This is a genomic window from Paenibacillus sp. J22P143, from assembly GCF_059692035.1.
Genome location: NZ_JCAUAQ010000003.1, coordinates 277,755 through 291,450 on the forward strand (window position 1 = coordinate 277,755; position 13,696 = coordinate 291,450).

Here is a 13,696-nt window from a genome sequence, read left to right on the forward strand (position 1 = left end):
CTCCTCCATTCTTAAGCACCCGGCCGAACGGTCGGCAGCTTCAGCTCCAGCATAAGCAACAAATTCCGCATGATGTGATACGGATCCTTGACCGGAAGCCCCACGAAAGCGTTCAGCTGCTCTCCATTGCGTGCATGAATTTGAATCCATTCCCCCGTCTGATGGTCCGGATTCGGGAATGTAGCGAACGTATAGGCCTTGAATTGCTCGTACAGCTCCCGCAGCTCCTCATCCCCTGTCAGGGTATATGCAAACAGAAAACCGTATATCGACTCCGAATGCGGCCACCAAATCTTCGTATCCCAAGTGCGTGAGATAACTTCCTCCAAAGCACCACCGACCAAGCTTCCCGCTGGAGCTCCACCGTCTCGGTCAACATAGCGGTATAGACCTCCGTATTCGGGGTCCCAGCCCAGCTCGACCGCCTTCTTCATCGCGATTGCCGCCTTTTCAATTATCGCTCCGTCTCCGATTTTGGCCGCCTCCGTCATCACGAACCACATAGCCTCGATCGTGTGGCCCGGACAGCGATGTCGGCCGATTAGCGTGTCGGGCGAAGCATTGTCAGAGACTGGCAACAGCTCGTGCAGGACATATGCCTCATCCAGGAACATGTCCATCAACTCGCGCATTTCCCTAACGGCCTCCTCGCGAACAGCCACATAACGCGGGTCTCCCAACTCCTCTAGCGCATCAGCCAGCTCCTGTTTGACGTTCAGCATAATCATGGGGAACGTCTGCGGCCGGTAGCCTAGCGGCACATCAATTGGCACAGTAGGGACAAACACCTGCTGCAGCCTCTGTCCGACATGCGAAGTGAGCTGCAGCGCCCGCTCCAGAAGCGCACTGTCCCGCGTAGCGCGGGCCAGCTCCGTGAACCCTAGAATCACGAAGCAATCGGCGAAGATGCTTGATGCGTAGCCACGTCCAGGCTTATCCTCCAACGGTTCCCCCGTACGGGACAGCACATAGCAGCACTCCCCGTCCGGCAAGAACACGTTCGCTTCGAGGAACTTTCTGGTTTTCTGCGCATGCTCCAGATAAGGCTCGGGATTTTCCGGTAAAATGCCTTGTGCGCAGAGCCGGGCAACTCTCGACCAGAGCCACAGGAACCGCCCCTGCGACCAAATGTATTTATTCGTCGAAACCAGCTTGGTTCCGGTATTATCAATACAGTTCAGAACACCTCCGTATTCGGTGTCGATCTGCTTTTTCCAGTAGGGTAGAATGGTATCGAGGATGTGAGCTTGATAGAATTCTACTTCATCTTGCAACCACTGCTGGGTCGTAGTCATTGCATTTCCCTCCTATAGTGAGTGCTCCAATTTGGCAAGCACCTTACCTGCAGAATCAATCGCTCCTGCCTCTGCCTATAGCCAGCCGATCTGGAACGAGTACAACACAGCATTCCGAAGTTGGAATCGGATCCGGAACAGCTTACCGGCAATTGCCGACAGATCAGTCCGCCCGGACCAGCTCACCTCATGACGGATGGCATCGCTCGTAAGCGGCAAGCAAAGCTCTGCGGTATACCCCGGCATTACTTGCCCCGCTTCGTCAACTAGCTCAACCGTGACGGAGCCGCCTCCAGAAGCGTCGGCATTGATCACAAGCCGCCGATCCTCTCCAGAGCCACTGCAGGCTAGCGGACGGGTCAGCACTTCCCCTCCGGCTTCGCCGGCATCGAGGGAGACGAAGCCGTCAAGACGAAGCCGGCCGATCCCAATCGCGCCCTTGTTCGGCTCGCGTCCGTGCTGGGCGTGAAGATGCTTGGATGAGCGCCCGCAATAGTACACACGAAGCTCATCCCCTACGCGGATTGGAGCATTGCTTCCGACGTTCTGGCTCGTGCAGTCCCAATCGATCTCCATCCGGCCGACCTCGACGATCGGGGAACGGTCGCCCACCCGGTTCCAGTGAATGCCATCGCGGCTCGAGATCAGCTGCACATCGAGATAATTGCCGAATTCCCGGTGCCATACAGTCATGAACCCAAGATACATATCCTCATATAAGAAGCCCGAGTTGTGATACAGCTCCAGATCCTCCGGATCGTGCTCGTCAGCGGCCAACATCGGCTGCGGGTCCGACCAGTGGATGAAATCGTCGCTCTCGCACAGGAAGCGGGCACGCTTACCATCCACCATCTGCTTGACATACGCCACATGCTTGCGTCGGTTCGTATCGTACATAATAGCGAGCGTATCACCGATTGGCTTGACCATGACCGGCTCCTTGTGCTCTCTCCAGCGGATGCCGTCGGCTGAGAACAGGACATAATTGCCAATCGGCCGCTCTCCTTCATAAATGCCGGAGTAAGGAAGCTTCCCGGACAGAACGTCGCCCTTCGCGGTCAATGGCTTCTCCACCTTCTTGGAGACGTCCCAGGTCTGGCGACGGATCATCATCTTGTATCGGCGAGACGGATCGGGGTCGTGCGGGTCCTTAACCACGGTACAGTTGTCGAGGTGCGCCGCATATTGAAGCGCTTCGTTCGTTTCTCCGGTAAGCACGATATTGTTCTCCATAGAACCGCGATAATCGACGACGCCCAGACGAGGCTTCTTCCATTTCACTCCGTCATACGAGACGGCGTAGCAGATATGGCTGATTTCCGGGATTATGCCGGCCATGTAACGAAAGTGATCGTATGTGAAGTACCACATTTTCCAAATGCCTTCTTCATCGTCTCTCAACACAGTGCCGAACAACAGCACCTGATGTCCCTCCCAAGGAAGCTCTGGATTCATAACGGGATTGTTGGGATCTTTATTAACGGCATGAATTTTCCGCTCGACTCCCGACATGCGCTCAACCAAATAGTCGTCTATAAAAAGCTGGCGCTTGTCCGTTAGCTCTATCGTAGCTTTTGTTCCCGTAGTCATCTTCACATCACGCTCCCTTTTATTTAAAAGCCTGGCCACGCTTGTAAGCTTGTCGTACGTGAATGCCTCCATCGATCGAATGATCGAACACAACCAGATCAGCAGGCGCTCCCGGAGAGAGCGCGGCCCTCTCGGCCATCCCCATCATCGCTGCGGGACGATCGGAGCCCATGCTCCAGGCCGTAGGCAGATCGCATAAATCGGCGCGAAGCAGAAACTTAATGCATTCGTCAAGCAGCTTGCCTGCTCCGGCCATGTAACGGGGATTGGCAGCGTTGCAGAGCCGGCCGTCCTCGGTAAGCAGCACCTGGCCGAAGTAGGTGTCATAAGTTCCGGGAGCAAGCCCTCCGATATGCAGCGCATCGCTGACGGCGATCGTCTTGTTGCCCTTCAGCTTCATAATGACGCGAAGCACCGCCGGCGGGAGGTGGAAGCCATCTGGTATGACAGTCGCCGGTAGCCGTTCCTCTGCCATCTGCTCCCAGAGACTATTGGGGTGCCGGGGCAGCTGCTGCGGCAGCGCGTTGCCCAAGTGCGTAGACATACTGGCGCCGGCATCCACGACTCGGCAGATTTGATCCGCATCCGCAGCGGTATGGCCAATGGCCACCTGCACGCCGCTAGCGACGCATCGGCGAGTGAGCTCAGCCGCCTCTTCCCACTCCGGAGATAGGGTGAGAATGGCGATTTTCCCTTTGGCAGCCGCCTGCCAGCGTTGGAACAGATCCCAGTCCGGCGGACGCACGTTGCGTTCCGGATGGGCTCCACGGTAGCCTTCTAGCGGTGAAATGAATGGCCCCTCCAGATGGAAGCCCGGCACACAGCTGTTGAATAATGGGCTTTCTTCACATACCTGGACAATGGCTCGAAACGACTGTTCGATGGATTCCACCGTATTCGTATAGACGGTGGGGAAGAAGGAGGTCATGCCCCGCTCAATCATTCGTTTAGTAAGTGCTTCTGTGTCAGCCGCATGAAGCGTATTGGCATTAAAATCGATTCCAGCGTAGCCGTTCAGCTGCAAATCGATCAGACCGGCGCCGATCCACGGCAGCTGCCGCTGCGAGTCGACTTCATCAAGCATTAGCGGCTCCACTGATTCGATTCTCTCGCCTTGAAAGGTGACGCGAATGGGTTGTTGAGTAATCGTATAGATTCCATCCACTACCTGTTTCGTCGTCATGGGCGATTCTCCGGCGGGCAGGACAGGACATCGACATACAGCGTGCAATTGGCGTGGGTTCGGATAATCGATGCCGGACATTCCGTCGAGATCGGGTCGTTCAATGCCTGCTTGACCGCCTTCGTCTTGGTGGGTCCCGGAACAACGCTGTACAGATATTTTCCGCTCATCATCGGCGGAATCGTAATCGTAATCGCATGTGTAGGGACGGAGGTTAAGTCTGGGAAGCATTTATCGTTCACTTGCTGCTGCCGACAGACCGAGTCGAGTTCCACGACCTTCACGACCTCCGGATCATTGAAATCGGCTACCGGTGGGTCATTGAAGGCAATATGGCCGTTCTCGCCCATTCCGAGACATACGATATCGAACACCGCCTCAGCGATGAGGCTTCCATAGCGCTTGCACTCATCTTCCGGCGGCTTAGACGAGTCTATGAAGTGGACAACTCCCGGCTTCACATGGTCGAAGAGCCCATCGCGAAGAAATTCCCCGAACGTTTCGGGTGCATTCGCAGGCAAGCCGATGTATTCGTCCATATGGAACGCGACAACCTTGTCCCAGCGCAAGCCTTCTTCCCCACGCAAAGTGGCGAGAAATTCGTTTGCCGACGGCGCAGCGCCGAACAGCATGCGGATCGTGTCCTGATGCTCCTGCAGCTCTCTCATCTTGGCGGCAACTGCGAGTCCGGCCGCTCGGCCTAGAAGCTGGCGATCATTGTATAAATTCACTTGCAGCCGATCCACTTGAAACATTTCCTTCGGAATAACATTAGTTGTCATTGTTTTCCTCATCCTTTCTCTATTTAATTCGGTTATCGCAATCCTTAGCCTCATTAAACATATCCGTTTGCCAGCCAGCCTCCGTCAACCTTCAGCACGGTGCCTGTCACATAATCCGCATCCGCAGACGATAAGAATAAAGCAGGTCCGACAATGTCCTGCGCTCGTCCAAGTCTGCCAGCTGGTATGCGGACAGTCATTCGCTCGGGCTTATGAACGCCCCGATCGATTAAGGTCTGCAGGCTTTCAGTCCAAATGAATCCGGGCGTTATCGCGTTCACTTGAATGTTGTGCTTGCCCCACTCCACCGCAAGCGTCTGCGTCAGCTGCATCACTCCGCCCTTACTTGCTCCATAGGCGGCACGCTCAGGCAGGCCAGCATGAGCAGCAATGGACGTAATGTTGACAATCTTGCCGCCCCGTCCACTTTCCATCATCTGTCTGCCGATGCGCTGAGAGCAAAAGAACGCGGAATCGAGGTTGACCTTTAAGCAAGTATGCCACTGCTCCTCGGTCAGCTCGAACGACGGGGCCACCATAGCCATGCCCGCGCAGTTGATCAGCACATCGACCGCACCGAATTCCTCGATCACCCGCTGTGTCATCCGTTCTACCTGCTCCAGGTCCGCGACGTCAGCCTTAACCTCCAACGCTGGCACACCGTATGTGTCGCGTATGTGCTGGGCCTGCTCCGCCAACTGCTCGGCGGTGCGGCTAACCAGCACCATCCGTCCACCCTCGCGCGCAAAGCCTTTCGCGATTTCCGCTCCGATGCCTCTGCCGCTTCCCGTTACGACTATCATCTTGTCCTTGAACCTCATGCTTCACCGCCTTCTCGCGTTATACAGGCCGTCGTTATCTCGCACTCCGCCGGTTGGCGGGATCGGCCAATCGTCCATCCGCCGTTCAGTAGCGCGTCTCTTACACTCTGTACGATGGAGACTGCACCGGGAGTATCACTGTGCACACAGACAGTATCGGGCCGCGTCGTAGGTAGGCTTCCGTCATCGGGATTGCCAAGCATGCGCATCACTCGTTCCGCAGCTTCATCCGGTGTTCCAATGTCCTTCAGCGACCACCCGAACATTATTACTCCCTCGGGTCCGTACGGCCTGTCGGCGAATAACTCTTGAACAACGCTCAGTTTTGCTTCCTGAGCCAAGCGGGCTAAGCTAGTGCCAGGGAGCGTGTAAATGTCCAATGCGGGATTGAAAGCGTTTACAGCTTCAACCGTTGCTTGTGCCAAATCAGCACGTTCGGCAGCCATCATATACAACGCTCCATGCAGCTTGAGATGTGACATCGCTAACCCGACGGGCCGAAGGAAAGCATCCAGCGCACCCAACTGGTACATGATGTAGTCGTACATTTCCGCCGACGAGACCTGCATGATGCGTCTGCCGAAGCCGATCCGGTCAGGCAAGCCCACATGCGCGCCGATACGGACACCGTAGATCGCTGCCATCTCGACGGTTTTCTTCATAATATGAGGATCGCCCGCATGGAAGCCGCAGGCGATATTGACCGAGCTGACGTGCGGAAACAGTTCGTTATCCGCCCCGTAACGGTAAACGCCATAACTTTCACCCAAATCGCAATTAATATCGATTTCTTTCTTCATCCAATTGGCCACCCCGCTCTTCTAGAAGTTCCGGTGCTATTTCTCCAATCCACTCTTAATGACATTAAAAGTGTATTGCAGATGCTTGAGGGTCAACTGTAACAGCTCTTTCAGCTTTCGCTCTTGGATGTAACCGAGAAGTTCATGGTGCTCGGCCATAGCTTGGTGCAGCGAGCTGACGGAGGAGGTATAAATGTTCATATAAGGCTCGACAGTATCCCAAACATTGCGGATCAGTTGAATCAGATGGGGCGAGTCGGAGCATGTGTAGAACTGAAGATGGAACTGCCGATTAAGCAGCAGCCATTCAGCGTGATTGATGTCTGCTGCATCCATCCGCACCAGAATAGACATTAATTGCTCAATATCGCTCTGGTTGATCTTCGGAAGCGCCCTCTCGGTAGCTAATGTTTCTAGTGATATCCGGATTTCGAATACCTCCTCCACTTCAGCCAATGTCAGCTGCCTCACCACTACGCTGCGATTCTCATAGCGAATAAATCCTTCAGCCTGCAGCTGTCTCAACGCCTCCCGGACTGGCATCGTACTGACGCCGAAGGCGGTGGCGATCTGACGAAGTGAGATCCGCTCGCCGGGGACGATCATAGCTTGCGTGATTTGTTTGCGAAGTCGGTCGTACACTTCCTTGTTCACGGCCGAAATCTCGATTATTTCCTGCTTCATTTGCCCTCTTTCTGTGATATGTGATCACACTTCATCTAGATGTTTCCAATATAATCCACTGACTGCATGGGTGTCAATTGTTTTTGAGCGGCTTTCTCATCGAAGCAGGCTTATATCTTCCAGAGCACCAACCATCGAGGTTCGTGTACCAATGATTGGGAATAAACTCCAAGCGGTCCCCGATTGCAAAATCAAAAGAACGCCCTGCAGCAATAGATAAAACCTGGTTTCAATCGTTTTCATTAAGATGCTTAGCACAGTTAAATAATTCACAAATCCATTGATCACCTACAAACTTTAAACTGGTAACGGATGTGTTATGCAATGAGCAATTCATCTGCTCGTGCGGTACCAGGTGCTGCAACAGTGATTTGATCCATCCCTTATGACTGAAGACCAAAACACGATCGTTTGAATGTCTCTGCATCATGTCATGCACAAATGACATTCCACGAGCTCGCAACACAATTGGATCCTCCCTACCCAGGAGATCGCGGTCCTTCCAGTCAGGACCCCATCTCGACAATCGTTCCTCTTCCGTAGTTCCCTCTTTTTGCCCGTAATTCACTTCGCGCAGCCGCTCGTCGAGAATCACAGGAACACCGCCTAAAGCAGTAGCCACGATATTGGCAGTTTCCGCTGCACGTGACAAATCGCTGGAATAAATTACGTCCCATTTCTCATTGTTTAGACGGTCCGCCAAAAGCCGCCCTTGCGCTCTCCCCTCGGCGTTAAGAGGAATATCGGTCTGCCCCTGCACTCTTTTCTCCAAATTCCAATCCGTACTCCCGTGACGAACAAGTCCGAGCCATGTCATTCAAATCGCCCCTTTAAACTCTTACATTTATCATAATACCCTCTCCAAAACCAGATCTAGAATTCCGTTGTGCCCTTGATAAAAGATAGATGGAGAAGTTAACATGAGCCGGTTTGCTTCAATCCGATAATATCTGGTTTGGGTTATTCCGGTCCAGTTGGGGAAATTGGACACCTCGACATGATGGTAAACCGCTTCTCTATCAATATTATACCATCCGGCATAGGCTAACGAAGTTTGAAAAGCATAACTCATTTCATCTGGGGTACCGTGTAAATCGCCTTGTTTAAAAGGTTTCCGTCCGGATTGAGATAGTACCACAGACACATGGCCATCCAATGTGTAAAAAATGTATCCTATTGGATTTTCCCCAAGAGGATACAGCTTTCGTTCATTTGCTGTCCTAAAAACAAAGGACATTAATTTCCATGTTCCAACGATTATTTGGGGATTCATTTCGCCGTATAGCCTCCATCACCGAGCCTTATATCCTTTTGCAATCGCTTACGTATTCTTTCGCATTCCATGTAGTCAGCCTTCCGTTCTAGTCAAAAGTGCCTCGTACAAAACATCGGGATTATTAATCGTCATCCCCATCACGCCACAGTTCAAAGCGAAATGCATGAGCTCTTCAGAATCTTTAATTCCACAAGCTCTTACTTCTAAGCCATGTGATTGGGCCAATTGCACGTTTTCCACCGTCATTTGCTGGACTTTCGGACAAATTTGCTGAGCGCCGATTTCCCTCAGCAAGGCGATGGCTTCTTCATCAATTTTTTTAACAATTTGACCTAGTTTTATCGAAGCATCCTTGGCTCGGACAGCTTGGAGATTGTCATAGATGGACGAGGTGATCGTTACCCGCTCTTTGATCCTAAATCTTGTAATCTGCTCCAGCACTTGTTCTTCAATGTTGCGATCCTTAAGCTCTAAGACAAGAAAAAGCGGTTTGCGGCCGAACAGATGTAGAAATTGTTCTAGCGAAATTAGTCTCTCCCCCCTGTAAAGCTGAGAAAACCAGCTGCCAGCGTCCAACTCCTGCAATTCACTCCAAGTATAGTCCGCTGGAGCCCCCGTACCGTTCGTCGTCCGAGCGAGATCCTTATCGTGATGAAGGAAGACGACGCCGTCCTTCGATATTTTCAAGTCCGTTTCGAGCCCGTTCGCCCCCATCTCAATACCCTTATAGAAGGCTGCAAGCGTATTTTCAGGAGCATAATGTGAAGCTCCCCGGTGTGCTAGGTTTAAGAACATAGTGACCCCTCCTTATTAATTTCCGTCCAAATGACTCTGGGAAAGCTCGTTAATCAAACGCTTACCTTCAACCGGAAAATCCTTTGATCCCTTCAATCCCTCGAGAAGAACCCTGCCATCAAAACCCGTTTCCTCCGGAATGCCGACAAGATGGCAAATTGTAGGCGCTATATCGACAATCCCGCTGGGGATATCTGATATGCAGCCTTCTCTAAAGCTCGGACCGTAACCGAGACAGAAAGCGTGCAGGTCGAACGGAGAGGTCGATCCGTGCGTGGATTTCTTGCTGGACGACTTGTTGGTCAGTGTGCTAACCATGCCAGGAACCCCAAATTCGTTGACATCATCAGACCATTTGGGGCTGATGGTAAGCAAAGGGACTCGTTTGTGCCGAATGGGGCCGGTTAGAGTCTCCATGCTCATGACACCGGGAAGGTTCATAAGCTCTGAGGAGCTGGTGAATATAGCGTCGCACCACTCTTGCTGCATCAACCACTTCGCCAACTGAGCCGCATCGGCTTGTTGCACAGTTGTATCCATGTCCCCATAAATATTATTGCTCGTTACGATAAACCCAGAAGTTAGTCCGAGTTCGTGAACAGCCCGCTGTAGATGCATTTCCAGTGATCCAATAGCATTAATGCTCGAATGTCCGTGATCGCTCATCAGCAATATATCAAGCTGCTCTACTAACCCCAAACGGTCTATGGCTTCCATTACCTCCGCAACACAGCGGTCTACTACCTGCAGCGCTTCACAGGCTTCCGGCGAGCCGATTCCATAATTATGTAGGGCCGTATCAGGCTCGGCCAGCCACAGCACCATCACCTTGTTATCCGGATTCGGCAGATGTACATCAATAAGGGCGCGAGTGGCCCACTGAGCACGCTGTTCTTTCACACCGCCGGATTCGGCTGGCACTTCGCCAAGCAGCTGTTGCAGAGCAGCAATCGCGGGTTCGCCATAATCGGAAGAAGGATTAATCACTAATGCTGGGTGGTTCAAATTCCACAGAAGCGAAGCACCCGGCGACCCTGATCCGGCTACCGACAGTCGGCTGCCCCTGGCATCCAGCCTGTCGCCTAAAGTAGGACATAGAATAAACGGCTCTCCCATAAGACTGCCATATTCAAGAAGATGCTGATCGTTTCCTGTCTGCAGCAACCCGTCCTTATGAAAGCCAGGGATATACATTAGGTTGTTTATGACTCCGTGCCGCCCAGGGTAGACTCCCGTTGTGAAAGTGGTCATACTGACGCGGGTATGTGGGGGATATGCAGCATAAAATTCAGTGAACAGAGTTCCTTTTTCGATAAGTTTGGCGTATGTCGGCATCAATTGTGGGTCCACTGTATCCGGCCGCATTCCGTCAGCGCCGATGACCAGCACGCGTCGGTTGTGGCCGGTTGTTTTTTCTTCAGCCCTCATTAACCTTCCTCCATCTCAATGACCAATTAATTTTCGATTTTCCTGAATTGCCATATACCATCCGCACCTTGTTCTGCTTTCAACACAAAGTTGAATCTATTCAGATCGAGGCACAAATCGAAATCCTTTTCCGGGGCAGACTCCCTGCTAGTCATATCCAAAAACCTGCCAGTCGTGCTTTCATCACTTAAAAACTTAACGATCCTCTCGAAATTGTTGCTTCTCCCCTCCAGTGCATTCTTAATATATTCCGCAAATAAAGTATCTTCATCGGCATGCTCAGTGCCATTCCAGCCCATGCATACCAGCGAAACTCGCTCGGGTTGTTTCATTTTGATATAGCTTACGATAGCCTCGGCATTTACAAAGCTTCCAGTGATGATTTCATCCGCATGAATTGCATTCACAATCCCTTGTGTGCCCGCGCTGGTTGTATGAACGATCGTTTTCCCAGTAAAATCAGTATGCTCGATATGGGTAGGCGAATTCCCATAATCAAAACCAGGCTGAATTTCTCCGTGACGCTCTCCCATCAAAATATAATCTGGATTTTCCCTCTTCAAACGATATGCTGTTTCGATATCGCCAACAGGAATAATTGTTTTGGCTCCGTTCTTTGAAGCATAGCAGGCAGTGGAGAATGCTCTGAATACATCGATAATAACAGACAGCCCTTTGGCTGCTCTAGCGCCTTCTAATAATTGCAATATATTAATCTCCAAATTTCTTTTCTCCTTTCATGAAGTCTCTTCCATCTTAATGCAATAGTTATTTTTTGGATAGATTTTTTATACCGATGTTGCAGTAGGATACCGCAAATAAAATGTCTATAAATATCTTTTTCGTATTTAATAACTAATTTTGCTCCTCTGATTCTTGTTCCGTTCAACTATCGTTCGCGTAATACGCTGTCAGTGACAGCAATGAATGTTAACCTAGCTTCTTAAGCTTTTCTTCTAGCGGTTTTTGCGAATCTATATCCATCTAAATTTGGACAAACAAATTCGCATTGTAGACCTGCTCCAGCTAAGCTTCTGGTCGCGTACGACCTTTTTCACCCGGTTCCGTGCACTCACAGGCTTGTCTCCAACCGACTATCTAATAAAACTAAAGCTAGCTGCTGCGAGAGTTGCTCTCGAAACCACTAGCTTATCGTTGAAAGAAATTGCAGCTAAGCTGCATTTTTATGATGAACGTCTTGGACAAGATGAAAAAAAGAAAACGAGTGATGATAAAGGCTGCACCCACGGCGAAATGGACCGCAGCCTTTTCCATACTCGTTGCAAAACCCACATGAGAACCAGCAGGGGTAAGAGCGAATCCACATTGATTTTGTTTTTCAAAAAACCTCTAAATCCAACTTTTCGCACTGACAGGCCGTCTGTCATCATTCGCCTGCCCTTTTTTCAAACATTTCCATGGCAACAGATAATCCTGCATAATCTCCAACTTGCTCACCCAACCCAGCAGGAACAATCTCACATACATCCAGGGACAAAGCTAAGGCTTCCTGTCTCAATGTGGTCATGACAATTGGCTCAAGCAGCTCTTGCTGCCGCCCATAGATACTACCAATAACGATTCTTTCCGGATTGAGTACATCTACCAACATAGCAAGTCCCTGTCCTAACCGACGACCTACCACATTAAAAACATTCCGTGCTAATGGATCCCCTTCTTGCGCTGCCTTTCCTACCGTTTCCGCAGACACACTGGCCAAATCGTTCATATTTTTACAAAAGGAGGGAGCCTTACCTTCTTGAATAGCTTTTATCGCCATAGTTTGCGCGAGCTTCGCGATACCTCCGCCGCTACAAAAACCTTCAAATGAACCCTCCTTTCCATAACCCAATGGCCCTTCAGCCTCTAAACGAACATGCCCCACTTCACCGGCCATGTCATTCGTTCCCCTATAGAGCTGTCCGTTAAGAATAAGCCCTGCCCCCATACCCGTACCGAAGGTAAGAAAGACCATATTTCGACAGCCTTTCCCTGCCCCCAAACGCCACTCGGCTAACGCACAGGCATTCGCATCGTTCTGCAAGCCAATTGGAATACCGTAACGTGAACGAAAAGGAGTGATTACGTCAATGTTATTCCAACCTGGGAGATTAGGAGGCGAGAGAATGAGTCCCGTCTGACTATTCAATGGACCTCCACAGCTGATGCCTAGCGCCGCAGGTGTCCGATCAGGATACCTGCTTATTACAGTTTCTAGTGCTGCTGTGATTTCATCGATTGCCACTATCGGCTTAGACGGAGTCGGGAAACTTATTTTTTCCAAAATAACGACTCGACCTTTTTCCATAACGCCCAAACTCACAGCACATTTTGTTCCACCAATATCGATCGCTGCCAGCATTGTCATGTGGGGAAAAACGCCTCCTCCAGCATACTGCATAATGCATGATAGATGGGCAGATGCCTCTCTTGGATATCAGATGTTCTTTCCCAAGGCACACATATGGCCACATCGCAAAGCGACTTCAATTTACCTCCACTACAACCAGTGAAACCAATGGTTTTCATTCCTTGCACCCTGGCAACTTGCAAGGCCCGGAGTACATTAAGAGAGTTACCCGACGTACTAAAAGCTATTAATACATCCCCTGGACGTCCATAGCCATACACTTGCTGAGCAAAAATCATTTCCGGAGAAACGTCATTTGCATAAGCGCTTATCAAAGCTGTGTGACTAACGAGTGAAATCGCTGGCAGCGCGCCTTGCAGCCTTTCGGCAATACCAGCGCCTTCTCCCGGAAATTCACGCTCAAAATTTTCGCTAATCAATGCGGACAGCGGCCGATTGGACATAAATCCCTTCATTAATTCTCCAACAACATGCTCGCAATCTGCCGCACTTCCACCATTTCCACATAATAGTAGCTTGCCATTTTGATTAAAGGCATTGTATAAAAGTTCATATCCCAATTCAATATCTGGCAAACAATCTCTTAACTCTGGATAGCGAGTGGTCATTAAACGCAAAATAGTATTCATTCAACAGTGCCTCCTTTTTTACAAAGATAACCTCTGCCCTTA

The 13,696-nt window shown here is 50.8% G+C and carries 14 protein-coding genes; all 14 read right to left on the reverse strand.

The features are described 5' to 3' along the window. Nucleotides 1-11: 11 nt before the first annotated feature. Nucleotides 12-1,295, reverse strand: coding sequence for an AGE family epimerase/isomerase (locus AC58PQ_RS08275; RefSeq protein WP_497241489.1), 1,284 nt, complete (start codon nucleotides 1,293-1,295; stop codon nucleotides 12-14). Between the two features lie 75 nt (nucleotides 1,296-1,370). Beyond that, a complete protein-coding gene (locus AC58PQ_RS08280; RefSeq protein WP_497241490.1) occupies nucleotides 1,371-2,885 on the reverse strand; it encodes a hypothetical protein in 1,515 nt (504 codons plus the stop codon). A gap of 19 nt (nucleotides 2,886-2,904) precedes the next feature. Then, on the reverse strand, nucleotides 2,905-4,068 hold the full coding sequence (locus AC58PQ_RS08285; RefSeq protein ID WP_497241491.1) for an N-acetylglucosamine-6-phosphate deacetylase: 1,164 nt from the start codon (nucleotides 4,066-4,068) through the stop codon (nucleotides 2,905-2,907). After that, nucleotides 4,065-4,850 (reverse strand): 6-phosphogluconolactonase, encoded by a 786-nt coding sequence (locus tag AC58PQ_RS08290; RefSeq protein WP_497241492.1) that lies wholly within the window; start codon nucleotides 4,848-4,850, stop codon nucleotides 4,065-4,067. Before AC58PQ_RS08290 ends, AC58PQ_RS08285 begins: the two co-directional genes overlap by 4 nt. Nucleotides 4,851-4,903: 53 nt before the next feature. Then, nucleotides 4,904-5,671, reverse strand: coding sequence for an SDR family NAD(P)-dependent oxidoreductase (locus AC58PQ_RS08295; protein ID WP_497241493.1), 768 nt, complete (start codon nucleotides 5,669-5,671; stop codon nucleotides 4,904-4,906). Continuing rightward, entirely contained in the window at nucleotides 5,668-6,471 is an 804-nt protein-coding gene (locus tag AC58PQ_RS08300) for a LamB/YcsF family protein (RefSeq protein WP_497241494.1), read from the reverse strand. Before AC58PQ_RS08300 ends, AC58PQ_RS08295 begins: the two co-directional genes overlap by 4 nt. Nucleotides 6,472-6,507: 36 nt before the next feature. Next, a complete protein-coding gene (locus AC58PQ_RS08305; protein WP_497241495.1) occupies nucleotides 6,508-7,155 on the reverse strand; it encodes a GntR family transcriptional regulator in 648 nt (215 codons plus the stop codon). A gap of 229 nt (nucleotides 7,156-7,384) precedes the next feature. Further along, a complete protein-coding gene (locus tag AC58PQ_RS08310; protein WP_497241496.1) occupies nucleotides 7,385-7,972 on the reverse strand; it encodes a histidine phosphatase family protein in 588 nt (195 codons plus the stop codon). Between the two features lie 30 nt (nucleotides 7,973-8,002). Further along, nucleotides 8,003-8,428 (reverse strand): lipocalin-like domain-containing protein, encoded by a 426-nt coding sequence (locus AC58PQ_RS08315; protein WP_497241497.1) that lies wholly within the window; start codon nucleotides 8,426-8,428, stop codon nucleotides 8,003-8,005. Nucleotides 8,429-8,503: 75 nt separating this feature from the next. After that, complete coding sequence (locus tag AC58PQ_RS08320) at nucleotides 8,504-9,226, reverse strand: glycerophosphodiester phosphodiesterase (protein ID WP_497241498.1); 723 nt, start codon at nucleotides 9,224-9,226, stop codon at nucleotides 8,504-8,506. A gap of 15 nt (nucleotides 9,227-9,241) precedes the next feature. Then, complete coding sequence (locus AC58PQ_RS08325; protein WP_497241499.1) at nucleotides 9,242-10,654, reverse strand: alkaline phosphatase family protein; 1,413 nt, start codon at nucleotides 10,652-10,654, stop codon at nucleotides 9,242-9,244. 26 nt (nucleotides 10,655-10,680) lie between these two features. Further along, nucleotides 10,681-11,376, reverse strand: coding sequence for a 2-phosphosulfolactate phosphatase (locus tag AC58PQ_RS08330; RefSeq protein WP_497241500.1), 696 nt, complete (start codon nucleotides 11,374-11,376; stop codon nucleotides 10,681-10,683). A gap of 665 nt (nucleotides 11,377-12,041) precedes the next feature. Next, a complete protein-coding gene (locus AC58PQ_RS08335) occupies nucleotides 12,042-13,022 on the reverse strand; it encodes an ROK family protein (RefSeq protein WP_497241501.1) in 981 nt (326 codons plus the stop codon). Then, a complete protein-coding gene (locus tag AC58PQ_RS08340) occupies nucleotides 13,019-13,654 on the reverse strand; it encodes a D-sedoheptulose-7-phosphate isomerase (protein ID WP_497241502.1) in 636 nt (211 codons plus the stop codon). Before AC58PQ_RS08340 ends, AC58PQ_RS08335 begins: the two co-directional genes overlap by 4 nt. Nucleotides 13,655-13,696: the final 42 nt, after the last annotated feature.

Bases quoted from the DNA above. Each gene is read 5' to 3' on its own strand.
- AC58PQ_RS08320 (WP_497241498.1), bottom strand. From the start codon at position 9,226: ATGTTCTTAAACCTAGCACACCGGGGAGCTTCACATTATGCTCCTGAA.
- AC58PQ_RS08300 (WP_497241494.1), bottom strand. From the start codon at position 6,471: ATGAAGAAAGAAATCGATATTAATTGCGATTTGGGTGAAAGTTATGGC.
- AC58PQ_RS08310 (WP_497241496.1), bottom strand. From the start codon at position 7,972: ATGACATGGCTCGGACTTGTTCGTCACGGGAGTACGGATTGGAATTTG.
- AC58PQ_RS08275 (WP_497241489.1), bottom strand. From the start codon at position 1,295: ATGACTACGACCCAGCAGTGGTTGCAAGATGAAGTAGAATTCTATCAA.
- AC58PQ_RS08290 (WP_497241492.1), bottom strand. From the start codon at position 4,850: ATGACAACTAATGTTATTCCGAAGGAAATGTTTCAAGTGGATCGGCTG.
- AC58PQ_RS08335 (WP_497241501.1), bottom strand. From the start codon at position 13,022: ATGACAATGCTGGCAGCGATCGATATTGGTGGAACAAAATGTGCTGTG.
- AC58PQ_RS08285 (WP_497241491.1), bottom strand. From the start codon at position 4,068: ATGACGACGAAACAGGTAGTGGATGGAATCTATACGATTACTCAACAA.
- AC58PQ_RS08325 (WP_497241499.1), bottom strand. From the start codon at position 10,654: ATGAGGGCTGAAGAAAAAACAACCGGCCACAACCGACGCGTGCTGGTC.
- AC58PQ_RS08340 (WP_497241502.1), bottom strand. From the start codon at position 13,654: ATGAATACTATTTTGCGTTTAATGACCACTCGCTATCCAGAGTTAAGA.
- AC58PQ_RS08305 (WP_497241495.1), bottom strand. From the start codon at position 7,155: ATGAAGCAGGAAATAATCGAGATTTCGGCCGTGAACAAGGAAGTGTAC.
- AC58PQ_RS08295 (WP_497241493.1), bottom strand. From the start codon at position 5,671: ATGAGGTTCAAGGACAAGATGATAGTCGTAACGGGAAGCGGCAGAGGC.
- AC58PQ_RS08315 (WP_497241497.1), bottom strand. From the start codon at position 8,428: ATGAATCCCCAAATAATCGTTGGAACATGGAAATTAATGTCCTTTGTT.
- AC58PQ_RS08280 (WP_497241490.1), bottom strand. From the start codon at position 2,885: ATGACTACGGGAACAAAAGCTACGATAGAGCTAACGGACAAGCGCCAG.